At 40.8% G+C, this 16,395-nt stretch carries 19 protein-coding genes; 3 read left to right on the forward strand and 16 right to left on the reverse strand.

Annotated features, from left to right (window positions below; genetic code table 11):
• Nucleotides 1–130 precede the first annotated feature (130 nt).
• The 13 genes from B7698_RS00940 to rgg form a co-directional block, all read right to left on the reverse strand.
• Nucleotides 131–1,072: a YitT family protein gene (locus tag B7698_RS00940; RefSeq protein ID WP_084862195.1), complete on the reverse strand. Its 942-nt coding sequence runs from the start codon at nt 1,070–1,072 to the stop codon at nt 131–133.
• Complete coding sequence (aspS, locus tag B7698_RS00945) at nt 1,050–2,813, reverse strand: aspartate--tRNA ligase (RefSeq protein ID WP_084864362.1); 1,764 nt, start codon at nt 2,811–2,813, stop codon at nt 1,050–1,052. The genes B7698_RS00940 and aspS overlap by 23 nt, the downstream gene beginning before the upstream one ends.
• A gap of 156 nt (nt 2,814–2,969) precedes the next feature.
• The gene (locus B7698_RS00950; protein WP_000832184.1) at nt 2,970–3,200 is read right to left on the reverse strand and encodes a hypothetical protein; all 231 of its coding nucleotides are present in this window, start codon (nt 3,198–3,200) and stop codon (nt 2,970–2,972) included.
• A 17-nt stretch (nt 3,201–3,217) separates the two neighbouring features.
• Nucleotides 3,218–3,859: a CPBP family intramembrane glutamic endopeptidase gene (locus B7698_RS00955; RefSeq protein ID WP_084864363.1), complete on the reverse strand. Its 642-nt coding sequence runs from the start codon at nt 3,857–3,859 to the stop codon at nt 3,218–3,220.
• 9 nt (nt 3,860–3,868) lie between these two features.
• Nucleotides 3,869–4,567, reverse strand: coding sequence for an ABC transporter permease (locus tag B7698_RS00960; RefSeq protein ID WP_084864364.1), 699 nt, complete (start codon nt 4,565–4,567; stop codon nt 3,869–3,871).
• Complete coding sequence (locus B7698_RS00965; RefSeq protein ID WP_000621677.1) at nt 4,560–5,384, reverse strand: ABC transporter ATP-binding protein; 825 nt, start codon at nt 5,382–5,384, stop codon at nt 4,560–4,562. Before B7698_RS00965 ends, B7698_RS00960 begins: the two co-directional genes overlap by 8 nt.
• Before the next feature lie 10 nt (nt 5,385–5,394).
• Nucleotides 5,395–6,135 (reverse strand): DUF3169 family protein, encoded by a 741-nt coding sequence (locus B7698_RS00970; RefSeq protein WP_192855082.1) that lies wholly within the window; start codon nt 6,133–6,135, stop codon nt 5,395–5,397.
• A 2-nt stretch (nt 6,136–6,137) separates the two neighbouring features.
• Complete coding sequence (locus tag B7698_RS00975; RefSeq protein WP_084864366.1) at nt 6,138–6,335, reverse strand: hypothetical protein; 198 nt, start codon at nt 6,333–6,335, stop codon at nt 6,138–6,140.
• Nucleotides 6,335–6,541: a helix-turn-helix transcriptional regulator gene (locus B7698_RS00980; RefSeq protein ID WP_001176227.1), complete on the reverse strand. Its 207-nt coding sequence runs from the start codon at nt 6,539–6,541 to the stop codon at nt 6,335–6,337. Before B7698_RS00980 ends, B7698_RS00975 begins: the two co-directional genes overlap by 1 nt.
• Before the next feature lie 9 nt (nt 6,542–6,550).
• Nucleotides 6,551–6,865 (reverse strand): hypothetical protein, encoded by a 315-nt coding sequence (locus B7698_RS10445; protein ID WP_084864367.1) that lies wholly within the window; start codon nt 6,863–6,865, stop codon nt 6,551–6,553.
• 143 nt (nt 6,866–7,008) lie between these two features.
• Nucleotides 7,009–8,289, reverse strand: coding sequence for a histidine--tRNA ligase (gene hisS / locus B7698_RS00990; RefSeq protein WP_050253603.1), 1,281 nt, complete (start codon nt 8,287–8,289; stop codon nt 7,009–7,011).
• Nucleotides 8,290–8,471: 182 nt separating this feature from the next.
• Complete coding sequence (locus B7698_RS01000; protein ID WP_084864368.1) at nt 8,472–9,719, reverse strand: MFS transporter; 1,248 nt, start codon at nt 9,717–9,719, stop codon at nt 8,472–8,474.
• Nucleotides 9,720–9,917: 198 nt separating this feature from the next.
• A complete protein-coding gene (rgg, locus tag B7698_RS01010) occupies nt 9,918–10,769 on the reverse strand; it encodes a quorum-sensing system transcriptional regulator Rgg (protein WP_084864369.1) in 852 nt (283 codons plus the stop codon).
• Nucleotides 10,770–10,892: 123 nt separating this feature from the next.
• Between rgg and B7698_RS01020 the strand changes: the two genes are divergently transcribed.
• Nucleotides 10,893–11,234, forward strand: a complete 342-nt coding sequence (locus B7698_RS01020; RefSeq protein WP_001204052.1) for a metal-sulfur cluster assembly factor — start codon at nt 10,893–10,895, stop codon at nt 11,232–11,234.
• Nucleotides 11,235–11,294: 60 nt separating this feature from the next.
• Here the strand turns inward: B7698_RS01020 and ilvD are convergent, their stop codons facing one another.
• Nucleotides 11,295–12,998: a dihydroxy-acid dehydratase gene (ilvD, locus tag B7698_RS01025; protein ID WP_000137346.1), complete on the reverse strand. Its 1,704-nt coding sequence runs from the start codon at nt 12,996–12,998 to the stop codon at nt 11,295–11,297.
• A 230-nt stretch (nt 12,999–13,228) separates the two neighbouring features.
• On the opposite strand from ilvD, the gene rpmF reads away from it, so the two are divergent.
• Both rpmF and rpmG read left to right on the forward strand, forming a co-directional pair.
• Nucleotides 13,229–13,411 carry a 50S ribosomal protein L32 gene (gene rpmF, locus B7698_RS01030; protein ID WP_000290417.1) on the forward strand — a complete coding sequence of 61 codons (183 nt, stop codon included), beginning with the start codon at nt 13,229–13,231 and terminating at the stop codon, nt 13,409–13,411.
• 15 nt (nt 13,412–13,426) lie between these two features.
• The gene (gene rpmG / locus B7698_RS01035; RefSeq protein ID WP_001265622.1) at nt 13,427–13,576 is read left to right on the forward strand and encodes a 50S ribosomal protein L33; all 150 of its coding nucleotides are present in this window, start codon (nt 13,427–13,429) and stop codon (nt 13,574–13,576) included.
• Between the two features lie 183 nt (nt 13,577–13,759).
• Here the strand turns inward: rpmG and B7698_RS01040 are convergent, their stop codons facing one another.
• Both B7698_RS01040 and B7698_RS01045 read right to left on the reverse strand, forming a co-directional pair.
• A complete protein-coding gene (locus B7698_RS01040) occupies nt 13,760–15,007 on the reverse strand; it encodes a toxic anion resistance protein (RefSeq protein WP_084864371.1) in 1,248 nt (415 codons plus the stop codon).
• 21 nt (nt 15,008–15,028) lie between these two features.
• Nucleotides 15,029–15,835, reverse strand: a complete 807-nt coding sequence (locus B7698_RS01045; protein WP_084864372.1) for a coiled-coil domain-containing protein — start codon at nt 15,833–15,835, stop codon at nt 15,029–15,031.
• Nucleotides 15,836–16,395 lie beyond the last annotated feature (560 nt).

Consider the following 16,395-nt stretch of genomic DNA (forward strand, 5'->3'; position numbering starts at 1 on the left):
GATTTTTATCGCTCTCAATATCAAAAAAGAAAGGACTAAATCTGTCCTTTCTCGAGCTTAGCTTTTCTTCAACCCACTACAGTTGACAAAGAGCCAAAATAAAAACCAGCTCGCGCTGGTTTTTTAGTTACTAATTTTCTGTTTCAACGAATCGTCCCAAAATATGAACATTCTCTGATACAGAGACAAAGGCACCTGGATCCACCTGTTTCATAATCTGTTTAAATTCATTAAACTCTGCACGTGTAATGACAGTGATTAAAACTGCCTTTCTCTCGTGATTATAGGTTCCTTCTGCATCGTGGATCATGGTTGCTCCGCGGTGCAACTTTTTATGGATTTTTTCAATTACCTTGTCTGGATGATTGGTCACAATCATGGCCTGCATGCGTTTTTGCTTGGTAAAGACCGCATCTGTCACACGGCTAGAGACAAAGATGGTAATCATAGAGTAGAGAGCGTATTTCCAACCAAATGTCAAACCAGCTATCAGCATGATAGTCCCATTTACCAAGAAAGAAATACTACCGACATTCCTCCCCGTTTTCTTGCGAATGGTCAGGCTGACAATATCTGTACCTCCACTGGAGATATTATTGCGAAGAGCAAAACCAATCCCCAAGCCCATGACAACACCCCCAAAAAGGGCATTGATAATGGGATCCTCCGTCAAGGTTGCCACAGGGACAAACTGGATAAAGAAGGAACTCATGGATACCGTGATAAATGTAAAGACGGTAAACTTATGGCCAATCTGATACCAAGCTAAGACCATCAAAGGGAAGTTAATGGCGTAGAAGGTTAGCGAAATCGGAATATGAAAACCAAACCAATGATTACTCAAGGCAGAGATAATCTGTGCTAGACCTGTCGCACCACTCGAATACACATGCCCTGGTTGGAAAAAGAAATTGACCGCTACTGCTGATAAAAAACCATAGACCAGAGAGGCCGAAATCTTCTCATCATATTTTTCGCGAGAGATGCTTTGTAAGACACGTAAAATTTTTATCTGATGAGCAAAGCGGCGCAGATAATAGCGCCACCGCTTAATTCGTTTTGCTTGTTTCATCTTCTTCTACTTGTAAGCTGAGTTCCTCTAGTTGTTTGAGAGCTACTGTTGAAGGAGCTTGTGTCATTGGATCAGTTGCCTTGTTGTTCTTAGGAAAGGCAATGACTTCACGGATATTTTCTTCTCCTGCAAGCAACATTACAAAACGATCAAGCCCGATAGCCAAACCACCGTGTGGTGGGAAACCATAGTCCATGGCTTCAAGAAGGAAGCCAAACTGGTCATTTGCTTCTTCGGCTGAGAAACCAAGAGCCTTGAACATGCGTTCTTGAAGGGCTTTTTGATTGATACGAAGGCTACCACCACCAAGCTCATAACCGTTCAAGACGATATCGTAAGCAATGGCACGAACCTTAGCCAAATCACCTTCTAATTCGTGAGCAGTCTCTTCCTGTGGAAGGGTGAACGGATGGTGGGCGCTCATGTAGCGACCTTCTTCTTCAGACCATTCAAACATTGGCCAGTCAACCACCCAAAGGAAGTTAAATTTATTGTTATCAATCAAACCAAGCTCTTTGGCAATACGTCCACGAAGGGCACCAAGAGTTGCATTGCCCACTTCAAGCGTATCCGCCACAAAGAGAACCAAGTCCTTATCTTCAAGAGCAAGAGCTGTTGTCAATTCTGCTTGGATGCCTGTCAAGAACTTGGCAACTGGTCCGTTTAATTCTCCATCAATAACCTTGACCCAAGCAAGGCCTTTGGCACCGTACTGCTTGGCTACTTCCGTCATCTTGTCGATGTCTTTACGTGAATAGTTGTCCGCAGCTCCTTTGACCACAATTGCTTTTACAGCAGGTGCTTCTGAAAAGACTTTAAAGTCTACACCTTTGACAACTTCTGTTAAGTCCTGAAGCAACATGTCAAAACGGGTATCTGGCTTATCAGAACCATAAAGAGCCATCGCATCATCATACTTCATACGTGGGAAAGGCAGAGTGACTTCAATGCCTTTTGTTTCCTTCATGACACGCGCAATCAAGCCTTCTGTGATATCTTGGATTTCTTGCTCAGTAAGGAAAGATGTTTCCAAGTCGACCTGGGTAAACTCAGGCTGGCGATCTCCACGCAAGTCCTCATCACGGAAACATTTAACGATTTGGTAGTAGCGGTCAAAACCAGCATTCATCAAGAGCTGTTTCGTGATTTGTGGACTTTGAGGAAGAGCGTAAAAATGCCCTTTATTGACACGAGATGGTACCAAATAGTCACGCGCCCCTTCAGGCGTTGACTTAGAAAGGAATGGGGTCTCCACGTCGACAAACTCCAACTCATCCAAGTAGTTGCGGATAGAGTGGGTCACCTTGGCACGAAGTTTAAGATTTTCCAACATTTCTGGACGACGAAGGTCAAGGTAACGGTAACGCAAACGCGTATCGTCATTGGCCTCAATGCCATCCTTAATCTCAAATGGTGTTGTCTTAGCTGTATTAAGCACTGTCAGAGCTGTTACATTTAACTCAACCGCACCAGTTGGCAACTTATCATTGGCTTGCTCACGCGCAGCGACCTGACCTGTCACCTCGATAACAAATTCGCTACGAAGGCTTTCAGCTGTTGCCATGACCTCTGCAGATACTTTTTCAGGGTTGATAACCAACTGCATGATTCCTTCACGGTCACGAAGATCGATAAAGATCAAACCACCAAGGTCACGACGACGGCCAACCCATCCTTTCAAGGTTATTTCTTGTCCGATGTGTTCCTCACGAACACGACCAGCATACATACTACGTTTCATGTTTTCTCTCCTCTTTTATTCTGTTACTATTTTACCATAAAAGCGCAGGCTCTTCATGAAAATCATCAGAAAAGTTTGCCAGTCTTTAAAAATCAAGTGAAGACTCTAAAAATTAGCACCCATACAAAAATCCGATGAAAACATCACCGGACTCTTTTATTTTGAATTTTTGCCTGCTTTACGCTTTTCAGCAATTTCGGCTGCCTTTCGAGGCAAGACAATTTCCGTTGTGTAAGCTGTCCCAAAGCGCAAGACACCTGCAATAGGGGCAAAGACAACTGCTAAATAGTTGTAGAAGAAATCGCCCTTAAAGGCATAAGCTAGCGCCCCGATAATGAAAAATAGAACAACTGCTTGAATCACTGCTAATAAAATTACTCGTTTCATGTGACCTCCTGACTCTATTATAGCATGAGTATCATCAAAAAGCCGATTAAATTATTCAAAGCGTGGAGAGAAATGCTGTAGACCAGACCTTTTCTGCTAATATAAGCCAAGCCCAAGCTAAAACCAAGACTAAAATAGACAAAAAATTGTTGCACATGACCTGGGAAATGAATCAAGGCAAACAGAACACTGGATACCAGAAGAAAAATCAGAGTTTGTTTACTATTGTCCTGCTTAGGAAAGAGGTAGCGTGCTAACATCCCTCTAAAGATAAGTTCTTCCGTCAAAGGAGCAAAAATAACGACCGCAAAGAATGAGAAAAGTGGTTGAGACAAGGTCAAGTCTATCGCTATTTGTTGATTTACTGAAGGATCATCTGGCAAGAAAAACTGGACAACCAGAGATAAGAACCAAACCAAGGCAGGAAGCCAAATAAATCGGTTGAAGCCACTCTTCTCAATACGAACAGGACCTTTCTGATACCATTTGTAAACGCCGTACACATAAACTCCAGCCAAGGCCACATAGAGCAAGGTCACAGCATAGGGTGAAGCGCCTAAGGCAAGCGACGTAGTCGCGAGTACCTGAATGAAGCCATAGATGAATAAAAAGGATAGAATGGCTAGAAGAAACCAGCCAAGGTTTTTAAGTAGTTTCATAAAGTTCTCCTATCTTGCTTTATAGCTGTTTTTCAATACAAAGAGGTTTGCTATCCCTAACACAAGTACCCAGGCAAGTAACATACCGATGTTAGAAAAAGATATTTCTCCACCTTTTTTATTTAAAAGATTTACAATAGGACCAACGAACGAGTAATCCAACACTTTCTGAATCGTATCATTTTGAAGAGCAATCATGGGCAAAACAGAGACGATAAACATAGGAAAGATACTATAAACTTGCGCTTTAGACTGAGTATCTGACACCGCACCGATTAGAAGGTTGAGAAAAATAACACTAATAGTTGCTAGAATCAAATAGATAACATAGGCAACTAAATAACCCGATACATCTACTTTAAGATAGACTGGTAGTAAAATCATTCCAAGCAACATAATCAACAAAGGGAGGACGAGCATACTAATAGTATATTCTGTTGCTGTCACACCACTTAGGATGAGTGATTTAAGATTGCGCTTTTCCTTATCTTCTGCCATCATAATCGATACCATATAACCACTTCCCATGCTCAAGACCATAGTCAAACTCATAGAAAGGAGAAACGTACTCAATTCTCCATTCTTATTCATGAATGCATTATATAGAACAGCCAGTCCAAAAGGCAACAATAGAGTCGCCAACAAAGTTGAATTGCTAATAAGAACTTGCACTCTTAACCATAGTAGGGCATTTAATTTTCTAAACATCTAACTTTTCTCCTGTCAATCTGATAAAGATTTCTTCTAGAGTTGGCTCACAAGAGTGAACCACCATCAAATCTGTCGTGTCTAAATGTGGTAATTCTTCAAATGGAACTATCTGTTCTCGTCCATCATTATAAACCACACGTACTTTCTTATCCACATGGTACTTCTGGATAATATCTTGTGGACTTCCATACTCTATTAAGTTCCCCTTATTCAAAAGAGATAAGCGATCACAAAGCAGAGTTGCTTCATTCATATCATGCGTGGTCAGAAAGATAGTTGTCCCCGCTTGCTTTAATTCTTGAAGTAGGGTATGAATCATCTTAGATGTTGTAGGGTCTAAGCCACTGGTTGGCTCATCTAGAAAGAGAATCTTAGGTGCATTAAGAAGGGCACGAGCCAAGAACATTCGTTGTTTCATTCCTGTAGATAGTTTTTCTGCGATAATATCTTTAGCATCTGCCAATCCAACCTGTTGGAGCACCTGATTTACTCTATCTGACTTGAGACCATATAACTTAGCGTAGATGAGCAAATTTTTGTAAAGACTCATCTTTTCATAAAAACCACTGCCATCACTAACAATACCAATTTGTTCCAAATCATTTGAAGTTAAATCTTGAGAATTCTTGCCTAGCAAAACTGTTTTACCTTGATCTGCAGCCAACTGACCTGTCAAGACATTGATCATGGTTGTTTTACCTGAGCCAGAAGGGCCAAGAAAACCAAAGATTTCACCTTCCTTAATCTCAAAAGAAATCTGATGAAGAGCTTTTTTGCTCCCAAAACTTTTGCTTACATTTTCAACACGAATCATAGAAACTCCTTTATTTGAAATAACGTTTCACCATAGGCAACTGCACCACATTGATATAAACATGGATTGCTCCAACAAGCAAGAAGGCTAGTAGCTGAATCTCTCCTGTCAAGAAAGAAATGATAAAAAGAAAAATATATAAGACTGGTAAGACATAGTTATTTAATTGGAATAAAATTCGAAAACTCTGTTCCAAATTAGCCTGACGCTCCCCTTCATCATAAGAATTAATATAGTTCAAGACCTCCTTTGGTGTAGAGAAAAGATCCAAATCAAACTGACGAACAATCGCAATTGTTTTAGAAAGATATTTTTGACTCTGCAAGAACAGCACTAATTCCAAAAAGGAAAGGGAAAATGTTATACGACTTACATCGAGTACAATTACTTCACTACCTGAGATGACAAGAGCCAATAAAATCGCTACACTTGTAATATTAGAAGTAATGTTTCCAAACTCAAGATTACGATACATTTGCACATAATAGGTTTCATTCAGATCATCATCTATTTCCTCTTGATACAGGGAGTGAAATTTTCTGCTTTTCTTTAAGAAATTGAACGTCAAAAGAATACCAACAAAACCTAATAGTAAACCAATAGCTGATATCCAGGGTAGCAAGACTTTTACATCTAACATAATTCCGTGGGATTCGGCACCAGCCTTCAACATATCTACAAACATGTACAAGAAAGCTCCCAAGACAACAGGAATTAAAAATAACAAGACACGTTTATTTTTCTTTTTCATATTCATTCTCCTTTTTCACTTGCTAAATTGTTTGCTTTCTTTTCAATCCAGTCAACGACTGGGATGAGGGCAAAGTAGGCCCAAACAAATTGGTCGCTTTGATAGGGACTAAACCAACCTAAGTCTATCCCAATCAGTAGAAATACGCTGATTAATAGAGCTATGGCAACTACATAATAAATCACTTTAAACTTATTCATCACTCGTCCTCCTCCAAACGAAATACCGATTCGACTGTTTCGTTGAAAATTTGAGATATTTTCAGGGCAATGATAATGGATGGGGTGTACTCATCCCGTTCTAGTAGACTAATGGTCTGTCTGGAAACCCCTGCCAGCTTGGCCAGGTCGGTTTGATTGAGACCATCACGAGCCCGAAGCTCTTTTAGACGATTTTTTAGTTGCATGTTACACACCTACTCTCCGTCAAATTCAACGGCTTGGATATCCTCAATACGTTGCAACTTGAATTTTTCTTTCCCATTTTTATCAACATGACGTAGTTTGACCCATTCCTCATCAACATCCACAACTTCCCATAAAGATGTTCCAAACACTTGTCCAACGATTGTTGGATTTTTCCCAATTAATTCTTGCAATAATCTTGACATTTCTATATTTCCTTTCTCTTTTCTCTCGATTACCTTTAACCTCTTCTCTAACCGCTTGATTTTTTTAGATTGACTACTATAAATCAAGACGAGAAAAGGTAAAAAAATCCATACCCACATGTGGCTCCCTCCTATTTCTTAACTTGAATTTATTGTAACACATCTTTTTCTTTTTGACAAGTATATTTGTCAAAAAGTTTATGATTTTTGTCATTTTGCAAAAGAAAACGGTCAGAGTAGTTTTCTGACCAGTTTGTCTATCATTAAAATCCTAGTTTTTCAAAAATTTCTGAGAAGTTTTGGCTGATTGTCTCAAGTGACACTTGCACTTCTTCTCGGGTTTGGTTGTTCTTAACCGTTACTTGTCCGCTTTCGACTTCACTCTCTCCTAGAGTGATGAGGGTCTTAGCTGCAAAGACATCGGCTGACTTGAACTGAGCTTTGAGTTTACGATTGAGGTAATCACGCTCTGCTTTGAAACCTTGTTGGCGAAGGGCTTGTACCAACTCCAAGGCCTTGACATTTGCTCCTTCTCCCAAGACTGCGATATAAACATCTAGGGCGTTTTCGATAGGGAGAGACACACCTTGCTTTTCAAGAATGAGAAGCAGGCGCTCTACACCAAGTCCAAAACCAAATCCAGCAGTTTCAGGGCCGCCAAAGTAAGCAACCAGACCATCGTAGCGACCACCCGCACAGACTGTCAGGTCATTGCCCTCAATCTCTGTGATGAACTCGAAAATGGTGTGGTTGTAGTAGTCCAAACCACGCACCATATTGGTATCGATGATATAGTCTACTCCAAGATTTTCCAACATCTGACGCACAGCATCAAAATGAGCTTGACTTTCTTCATCAAGGAAGTCCAAGATAGACGGCGCATTCTCTACTGCTACCTTGTCTTCTTTTTCCTTAGAGTCCAAGACACGGAGAGGATTTTCCTCCAAACGACGTTGGCTATCCTTAGATAAGGTCTCCTTAAGCGGTGTCAAATAGTCAATCAAGGCTTGACGGTAGGCTGCACGGCTCTCAGGATTTCCAAGAGTGTTGAGGTGTAGTTTGACACCTTGGATGCCGATTTCTTTCAAGAAATGGGCTGCCATCGCGATTGTTTCCACATCGGTAGCTGGATTGCTAGAGCCAAAACACTCAACACCAATCTGGTGGAACTGGCGCAAACGACCTGCTTGCGGACGCTCATAACGGAACATAGGTCCCATGTAATAGAACTTACTTGGCTTTTGTACTTCTGGAGCAAAGAGTTTATTTTCCACATAGGAACGGACAACGGGCGCAGTTCCTTCTGGACGAAGGGTGATATGGCGGTCACCCTTGTCATAGAAATCGTACATTTCCTTGGTTACGATATCCGTTGTATCTCCGACAGAGCGACTGATAACCTCATAATGCTCAAAAATGGGCGTGCGCACTTCTGCATAGTTATAGCGCTTGAAAATTTCACGGGCAAAGCCCTCAACGTACTGCCACTTGGCAGATTCAGCAGGTAAAATATCCTGCGTTCCTTTTGGTTTTTGTAATTTCATAGGGAATCCTCTTTAAACTTAATAGTCTTATTTTACCATAAATAGAGGGATTAAAACAGTAAGAAAAAAATTAGGATTTATACTCAATGAAAATCAAAAAGCAAACTAGGAAGCTAGCCGCAAGCTGTACTTGAGTACGGTAAGGCGACGCTGACGTGGTTTGAAGAGATTTTCGAAGAGTATTAGATATCATTTTTGAGATTAAGAATCGTCAAAAGAATAGCCAGGAAGGAAAGACCAACAAATAGCATCCAAGTCAACTGTATATTCCATACGGCTACTAGTGAGAAACAAGCTGTTCCCACAGGTATGGATAAGGTAAACAATAAACCTAAAAAATTACTGGTACGAGCTAGAACTTCTGGAGCTAGATTTTTCATGAGCATGGCACTAATCTTTGGTTGAACTTTACCAGACATATACAGAGTTAAAAATAGAAATAGCAAACCAAGCACGACTTGATTGAATACATTAGCCAGACCAACTAGACTAAGTCCTACGGTCACCCACATCATCAATCTAGGCAAGGACTGCTTCCCAAAATAATCATTGCCCGTAAGGCTACTGATGATGACTGCTACTACAGCACCGACTTGACTGATAAATAACGCCTCTGTGTAAGAAAAATTCAAGAGAGAATGGCTCAAAAAGAAGATATTGTAGATGCCCCCTAAGGAACCACCCAAGGCATTGATAAGCAAGACAGCAAAGATCATGAATCCAAAGTTTTTCTGTCCACCTTTAAGAAAAACAAGGCGTAAATTTCGGTAAATTGTTAGGAACTGGTCTTTGATAGAAAGCTTCTCATTTTTTAGTGATTCACCATCAGCGGATGAAATCGACAGTCTCAATTTGCTTTTTCCTAAAAAGAGGATAACGGCTGATACTAGGAAAAAACAGGCATTGATTCCCGCAACAAGGGAAAAATTGTTGACCGATAGGCCTAAGAGCCAGACTCCGAAAGCTTGACCACCAATAGCTGAAATATAGGTGATGAACTGGGAAAAAGAGTAAGCTTCCATCAGATCATCTTCAGCTACTTTCTCCTTAATAAGAGGCATGCGCAAGCCACCTGCAAAATCACTAATCACATCACTAATGACATTGATCAAACACAAGCTAGAAAAGGCAAAGAGACTAGCTTGCTGAACAACTAGGGCTGCTAGAAAAAATAAAACCGCCTGAAACAAACCGCTATAGACCATCCATTTGACCTTGTCTCTCGTGTAATCTGCCCGAATCCCTACAAAAACTGTAAAGAGAGTCGGAAGAAGCATGACAATATTCGCCATAGCAACCGCAAAAGAGGCTTGTGGCAAGGTCGATGCATAAACGATAAAGACCAGATTGAAAATTGAAGCACCAAAAGCATTGAAGAAACGTGACAAAGTCAAGAGTCGATAAGCTTGATTTCTAAACAATAGTTTCATAGATAATCTCCCTTCTTGTTCGAAGTTTTATGTGAAGTATGACTATAGTATAGCACTTAGAAATTCTAGAGGAAAAACTTTTGAATATATGCAACAAACAAAATGAGCAAAAAAACGATAGAACTTCTTTGATAACCTGTGAGAGCTCAACAATTCTATCGCTTCAAATTTTAAATAATTTTCTTAGTTTGCAGATATTCAACAATCGGTCGTTTTTCTATAGTATTCGGCAGATTTATTACAGCCAAGCATCTCAAAAATACGGACAGCATCTTCCATCTTTTTCTGGCCTTCCTTGACTCTGCCTTTCTTGCTATCAAGGAGACCTTCCGCCCACAAATAGACAATTCGGAAATAGGTCTCATTTTCATTGTAGAAATGCTCTTTGATAACACGTTTAAAATAATGGGCATTAGTAAATTCTTCACACTCAATGCTAGCTAAAAAGCCATTCAATAGTATAGTGTGAAACAGGTTTCGATTGCCAGACACTTCCATTAGAAAATCAGATTTACGTACCATTTCTCTAACATACCTAGTGAAAAGAGAAACAGATAGAAATGGTGAACTGACTGAAAATAAATTGAGTTCATAGATTCCCCAGATCTCGGTAGAAAACAAATAATCATGAAGGACTTTCCCTTCCTCTGCTGTTAACTCTACCCTTTCATCCATGCTCTTCATATAAGACTTGATAATAATGGCATTTAGAATATGTTTCTGTTTGTTTTGAGAATGGGCATGCTTTTGATACTCCCTGCGATACAAGTCTTCAAGAGGAGCTATATTCTTTGGATCCAAGACATCTATGATTTCTTTTCTCAACTCAGAATCTGTATCATACTGAAAACCTCTCGCTAGAAAGAGGATTTCCTCTACACTGGCAGATATATTTTCTAGGGCAAATAGAAACTTTTCCACCGAAAGCTCACTCTGACCTGTTTCAAAGCGAGATAACATAGACGGCGAAAATTGTCCCCCAGTTGCTTGTCTCAGCGAGATATTTCTTGATTCTCGTAATTGTCTAAAGACTTTTCCAATCTGCTCCATAGGCTTCCCCTTGATTCAGTATTTTCTTAATTTTATCATATTTTTCAGAAAATTCATCAAAAACTTGCCAAATTGTCAGAATTATGAGAAAATAGAGGATATTTATCACGTGGAGGGACTGTTATGAGAGACGATATCAAAATCAATGACCGTGCTTTGGCCTTGCAAGACCAAATTATCGAAAAACTAGAGAAGGTTTTTGATACAGATGTGGAATTGGATGTTTACAATCTAGGGTTGATTTATGAAATCAATCTGGATGAAACAGGTCTCTGCAAGATTGTCATGACCTTCACCGATACTGCCTGCGATTGCGCCGAAAGCCTGCCTATCGAAATCGTGGCAGGTCTGAAACAAATCGAGGGTATCGAAGATGTCAAGGTTGAAGTTACCTGGTCACCTGCTTGGAAAATCACACGAATCAGTCGCTACGGCCGTATTGCCCTTGGACTACCACCTCGTTAAGCAGGTAAATCACTTTTGAAGATAAAAATAAGCAAGCCGAGATTGGCTTGCTTTTTAAGTTTATTTTTTACCTGACTTGTCCATATTCCAGAAGTCTGTCACGGCTCCGCGTGAAGCAGATGATACGATGTGAGCGTATTTACCGAGGACACCACGGCTGTAAAGTGGTGGCAAGGTTGTTTCTGCCTTCCGTTTTTCAAGTTCTTCTTCGGATACGGCCATGGAAATTTCTTTGGTATCTTGGTCAACCGTAACGATATCACCTGTACGAAGGTAAGCGATTGGTCCACCATCCTGAGCTTCAGGAGCAATATGTCCAACAACCAGACCATAAGTACCACCAGAGAAACGGCCGTCTGTCAAGAGGGCAACCTTGTCTCCTTGACCTTTACCAACGATCATTGATGAAAGTGACAGCATCTCAGGCATACCAGGACCACCTTTAGGTCCAACGAAACGAACAACGACTACATCGCCATCAACGATTTCATCTGTCAGAACGGCCTGAATCGCATCTTCTTCTGAGTCAAAAACCTTAGCTGGACCAACGTGACGACGCACTTTAACACCTGATACCTTGGCAACCGCACCGTCAGGGGCAAGGTTCCCGTTCAAGATGATAAGCGGACCATCTGCACGTTTTGGATTTTCAAGTGGCATAATGACTTTTTGACCTGGTGTGAGGTCTGCAAAGTCAGCTAAGTTCTCAGCAACAGTCTTACCAGTACATGTAATGCGGTCTCCATGAAGGAAACCATTTGCCAAGAGATATCTCATAACCGCAGGCACACCACCGACTTCGTAGAGGTCTTGGAAGACATACTGACCAGATGGTTTCAAGTCAGCCAAGTGAGGCACACGTTCTTGGATTGTATTAAAGTCCTCAAGTGACAAGTCAACATTGGCAGCATGGGCAATGGCAAGCAAGTGAAGAGTGGCATTTGTAGAACCACCGAGAGCCATAGTTACAGTGATAGCATCTTCAAAGGCTTCACGAGTCAAGATATCTGATGGTTTGAGACCGAGCTCCAACATCTTAACAACAGCACGTCCTGCTGCTTCGATGTCTTCTTTCTTGTCAGCTGATTCAGCTGGGTGAGATGAAGAGCCTGGCAAACTCATACCGAGAACTTCGATAGCAGTCGCCATGGTATTAGCAGTGTACATACCACCACAGCCACCAGGGCCAGGGCAAGCATTACACTCAAGACGTTTCACGTCCTCAGCTGTCATGTCACCGTGGTTCCATTTTCCGATACCCTCAAAAACAGAAACCAAGTCGATGTCTTTGCCATCAAGATTTCCCGGTGCAATGGTTCCACCATAAGCGAAAATAGCTGGAATATCCATATTTGCAATAGCAATCATAGATCCAGGCATGTTCTTGTCACAGCCACCGATAGCGACGAAGGCATCCACGTTGTGACCACCCATAGCCGCTTCGATGGAGTCCGCGATGATATCACGAGATGTCAAAGAGAAACGCATACCAGGCGTTCCCATGGCAATCCCGTCCGCTACAGTGATAGTCCCAAACTGCACAGGCCAAGCGCCTGCAGATTTGACACCCTCTTTAGCCAATTTCCCAAAATCATGCAAGTGAATGTTACATGGCGTATTTTCCGCCCAAGTCGAAATCACTCCCACAATCGGTGTTTCAAAGTCCTTATCTGTCATACCAGTCGCACGAAGCATAGCACGGTTTGGTGATTTTACCATACTGTCATAAATGCTACTGCGGTGACGTTTATCTAATTCAGTCATTTGTTCCCTCCCATTTCAGTTTTTACTATTATAGCACATTTTAAAAGTAATGAACAGAAGAAAATTCTTGAATTTTCAGAAAATTTCGATTAATTCAGTTAATGACCTTTTAATTTTTTCATCTTTTTTTGTCAAGTAACTTTACTTTACAAAAAAAATGTGTTATCCTAGTATGGTTGATGAAAATCAGTAGATTGAATCGAATATAAATACCTAAAGGAGAAATCAAAATGGCAGTACCTGCACGTCGCACTTCAAAAGCGAAGAAAAACAAACGTCGTACACACTACAAAGTAACAGCTCCATCTGTAAACTTTGACGAAACTACTGGAGATTACTCACGTTCTCACCGTGTATCACTTAAAGGATACTACAAAGGACGTAAAATCGCTAAAGCTGCATCAGCTGAATAATAGAAGGGAGATACCATGCGCGTAAATATTACACTTGAACACAAAGAATCTGGTGAACGCTTGTACCTTACTTCTAAAAACAAACGTAACACTCCAGACCGTCTTCAATTGAAGAAATACTCACCAAAACTTCGCAAACACGTTGTGTTTACAGAGGTTAAGTAAGGGTTCAATACGAATCAATACAGAAGAAAAACGCTAATTCAAGCGTTTTTTCTTTTTGTTAATTTCAGTACATTGCAATAAAAATCATTCGAATGACTACATTTTTTGTGAAATAAATTAGAGACTCTAATATATAGAAGAATCCAAAATCCCCTGCAAATCTACATTGCAGAGGATTTATTTTTATTCTTGTACTTCTTTCTGCGCAGCCTTTCCTTGGTCTAGAAGAGCTTGAACGATTTTTTCATCGCGTAGTTTGACAGAATCATTTATCATTTCTGCGGACTTGACGATGGTTGTTTCTAGTTGGGCACGTTTCTGACGTCCCAATTCAATAGCTGCGACGATACCTTGGTTTTGAGCGACCAGACTTTCAGCTAGTTTGGTAACTGATTCGACAGCGACTGTCGGGCTTTGGGCAATTCTTTCCATCTGCGGAATCACTTCCTTACTGGTTTCAGCTAACATCTGAAGGGCAGCATTATTAGCATTGACAATGGCATCTGCCACGACACCTGATTTCATTGATTGTTGCAAAATACCAAGTTGGGCAATAGAAAGCTTCATTGTAGGAATCGTATTGCGACGAAGCATGCCCAATTTTTGGCGCATATCAGATGACACCTTCACAAGATTGCGCATCTGAGGTGTTGTTGCCCAGGCAACATAGAGACGGCTGACATACTCAGTATGTTGTTGTTCCAGTGTATTGACCACTTCAGCCATGCGGGCTAATTCTTGTGACTTGGTTTGGTATTCTACCGTACTTGTATCGAGTTGGCCAGCTTGGACCTTCAGTTCGGCAGCGCGATTACCAGCTTCTGTCTGACTGGCTTCGATAAAGGAAATCACTCCCACTAGATTTTCAATGGATTTGGTATTGTCCTCAATTAACATCTCAGCAGAGACGATATTTCGAGCTAAGACATCTTCTTGCTTGACCACTGCGGCAGCCATGCCATCGAGTTTTTGCTCCACTGTTTTTGAGTCAAAGTAAAATTCCTGTAGGGTATTCTTGCTCTTGTTAAACAAGCGTTGCAAAAAGTTTGGCTTCTCTTCTAACTCAGCAATTTCAGCGTTCTTGTATTTGACTACAAAGCCTTGCAACTCACGGTTGGTATTCTTGAGAAGATCATCCACTTGGGGAATTTGTAGTTTCTTTTGTTCTGACAAGATACGATTAACTGTATTGTTCACACCTTCTACAGCAGATTGGCCAAAATCCAAAAGAGCATTTTGATTTGTGACAAACTGGTCTACTAACTGGGGCACGTGCGCCTTGATTCCTTCTTGCTGCTCAGGGCTCAGCTTTTCTAAGAAGGTCAAGGTCTTGTCTGAGCCAGTATTGGTCTCGATGATTTGGGTTGTTTTATCCACCTTAGCTACCGTATTATTGGCAATCTGGTCAATATCAAAATTAAATTCTGTCATGGTTACTCCTTTGTTTCTAACCTATTCTTTACGATCTTTTTCTAGAATGCGCAGACTGATATCAAAATCACGCATATCTGTTTCATTGAGTTCTCTCAAGACTTGGTCCAGTTCAAGGTCAAATTGTTCGATGGCTACTTTAGCTTGCTCTAAGCGTTCTTCTGCCCGATTATAGTTTTTAGGATTGGCCTTAATCTTTAAATAGCCTTCTAAAATCGTTTGGAATTTCTCCATCTTCAAACTATGAATGGCAGTCAATTCTTCCTTATCCCCCTCGGCAGAGGTGGCAATCTTGTCTAAAATGGCCTGATGGTCAATGGCAATATTGGCCAAGGTCTGGGACAATTCTGGAGCTAATTCCTCTGGCTCCGCATTCTCAAGATCTACCTGACTTTCCCTATCCAAACGTTCTAGCTGAACATCGATGTTTGCCCGTACTGTACGAACCTTTTTGTCAATACGGTTGTAAACATCATCATCGATATAGGACTTGAGACGATCCGCCTCCTGATGAATTTCCCGCAGTTCGATCAATACTTGATTAGCCAAACTCTTATAGGAATCTGAACCTTTTTCTACCAAGATTCCCTCTAATTGCTGAATATCCTTGTCCGCCTGACGAATCCGAGCTTTTAAAAGCTCAATCCGATCGTCGAGCGAAGCATCCTGTAAAAGAGGATAGCGCCAACGTTTATAGAGACGATAACCACCATAGCCTAGCAGGACACAAGCCGCAAGTGGAAGAGCATATTGAACCAAAAGGCCCAGTAAGAACAAGAAGCCCCAAAAATAGAGACAGCCTTTCCAAAAACCATTACCCGATTTCATAAACATTCCTTATTTTCAATTTATAAGTCTATTTTAGCACAAAAGACAAAAATGAGGGCGGAAATCCCCTAGAAAAGAGTTGATTTCTTTGCTGTAGAATGGAGGCTAGTAGCGCGTGGGCTAATTTCAGTTGAGCTGACTCAAACAACAAACATACTCTGAGGAAATATCAAAACAAAAGCTTGAAACATCGGAGGGGTTGTGTTAGAATGAAAGCATAAAGGGAAAATAATGCTTCTAGCATATATAACTAAAAAGCCCCACCGTGCCACCGATGGGTTTTTTTGCTACCCTCTAAAAGGGTTAAATGCTACTTGCTACGTCTCTTTATCCATAGCTCGAAAAGCTCAGATAGTACGTTAACAAGTAACGGAGCTAGAAAAAGGGAAAATAATTCTAACATACATAACACCTCCCTTCATTAAAGTGAGGAGGCCAAAATATTATATCATCAATATCGCGTCATTCTTGGAATAGATAGACCTAGATACACCAATAACCTTACTAGCAAATCTCTAAACAAACGCAGAAATCAACATTTTAAGACAAAGCAAAAAGCC

The sequence above is a fragment of the Streptococcus mitis genome, from assembly GCF_002096855.1.
GTDB classification, from domain to species: domain Bacteria; phylum Bacillota; class Bacilli; order Lactobacillales; family Streptococcaceae; genus Streptococcus; species Streptococcus mitis_Y.

Excerpts from the sequence above, each read along its gene's own strand:
- B7698_RS00940 (WP_084862195.1), bottom strand. The coding sequence starts at position 1,072 with ATGAAACAAGCAAAACGAATTAAGCGGTGGCGCTATTATCTGCGCCGC.
- aspS (WP_084864362.1), bottom strand. The coding sequence starts at position 2,813 with ATGAAACGTAGTATGTATGCTGGTCGTGTTCGTGAGGAACACATCGGA.
- B7698_RS00950 (WP_000832184.1), bottom strand. The coding sequence starts at position 3,200 with ATGAAACGAGTAATTTTATTAGCAGTGATTCAAGCAGTTGTTCTATTT.
- B7698_RS00955 (WP_084864363.1), bottom strand. The coding sequence starts at position 3,859 with ATGAAACTACTTAAAAACCTTGGCTGGTTTCTTCTAGCCATTCTATCC.
- B7698_RS00960 (WP_084864364.1), bottom strand. The coding sequence starts at position 4,567 with ATGTTTAGAAAATTAAATGCCCTACTATGGTTAAGAGTGCAAGTTCTT.
- B7698_RS00965 (WP_000621677.1), bottom strand. The coding sequence starts at position 5,384 with ATGATTCGTGTTGAAAATGTAAGCAAAAGTTTTGGGAGCAAAAAAGCT.
- B7698_RS00970 (WP_192855082.1), bottom strand. The coding sequence starts at position 6,135 with ATGAAAAAGAAAAATAAACGTGTCTTGTTATTTTTAATTCCTGTTGTC.
- B7698_RS00975 (WP_084864366.1), bottom strand. The coding sequence starts at position 6,335 with ATGAATAAGTTTAAAGTGATTTATTATGTAGTTGCCATAGCTCTATTA.
- B7698_RS00980 (WP_001176227.1), bottom strand. The coding sequence starts at position 6,541 with ATGCAACTAAAAAATCGTCTAAAAGAGCTTCGGGCTCGTGATGGTCTC.
- B7698_RS10445 (WP_084864367.1), bottom strand. The coding sequence starts at position 6,865 with ATGTGGGTATGGATTTTTTTACCTTTTCTCGTCTTGATTTATAGTAGT.
- hisS (WP_050253603.1), bottom strand. The coding sequence starts at position 8,289 with ATGAAATTACAAAAACCAAAAGGAACGCAGGATATTTTACCTGCTGAA.
- B7698_RS01000 (WP_084864368.1), bottom strand. The coding sequence starts at position 9,719 with ATGAAACTATTGTTTAGAAATCAAGCTTATCGACTCTTGACTTTGTCA.
- rgg (WP_084864369.1), bottom strand. The coding sequence starts at position 10,769 with ATGGAGCAGATTGGAAAAGTCTTTAGACAATTACGAGAATCAAGAAAT.
- B7698_RS01020 (WP_001204052.1), top strand. The coding sequence starts at position 10,893 with ATGAGAGACGATATCAAAATCAATGACCGTGCTTTGGCCTTGCAAGAC.
- ilvD (WP_000137346.1), bottom strand. The coding sequence starts at position 12,998 with ATGACTGAATTAGATAAACGTCACCGCAGTAGCATTTATGACAGTATG.
- rpmF (WP_000290417.1), top strand. The coding sequence starts at position 13,229 with ATGGCAGTACCTGCACGTCGCACTTCAAAAGCGAAGAAAAACAAACGT.
- rpmG (WP_001265622.1), top strand. The coding sequence starts at position 13,427 with ATGCGCGTAAATATTACACTTGAACACAAAGAATCTGGTGAACGCTTG.
- B7698_RS01040 (WP_084864371.1), bottom strand. The coding sequence starts at position 15,007 with ATGACAGAATTTAATTTTGATATTGACCAGATTGCCAATAATACGGTA.
- B7698_RS01045 (WP_084864372.1), bottom strand. The coding sequence starts at position 15,835 with ATGAAATCGGGTAATGGTTTTTGGAAAGGCTGTCTCTATTTTTGGGGC.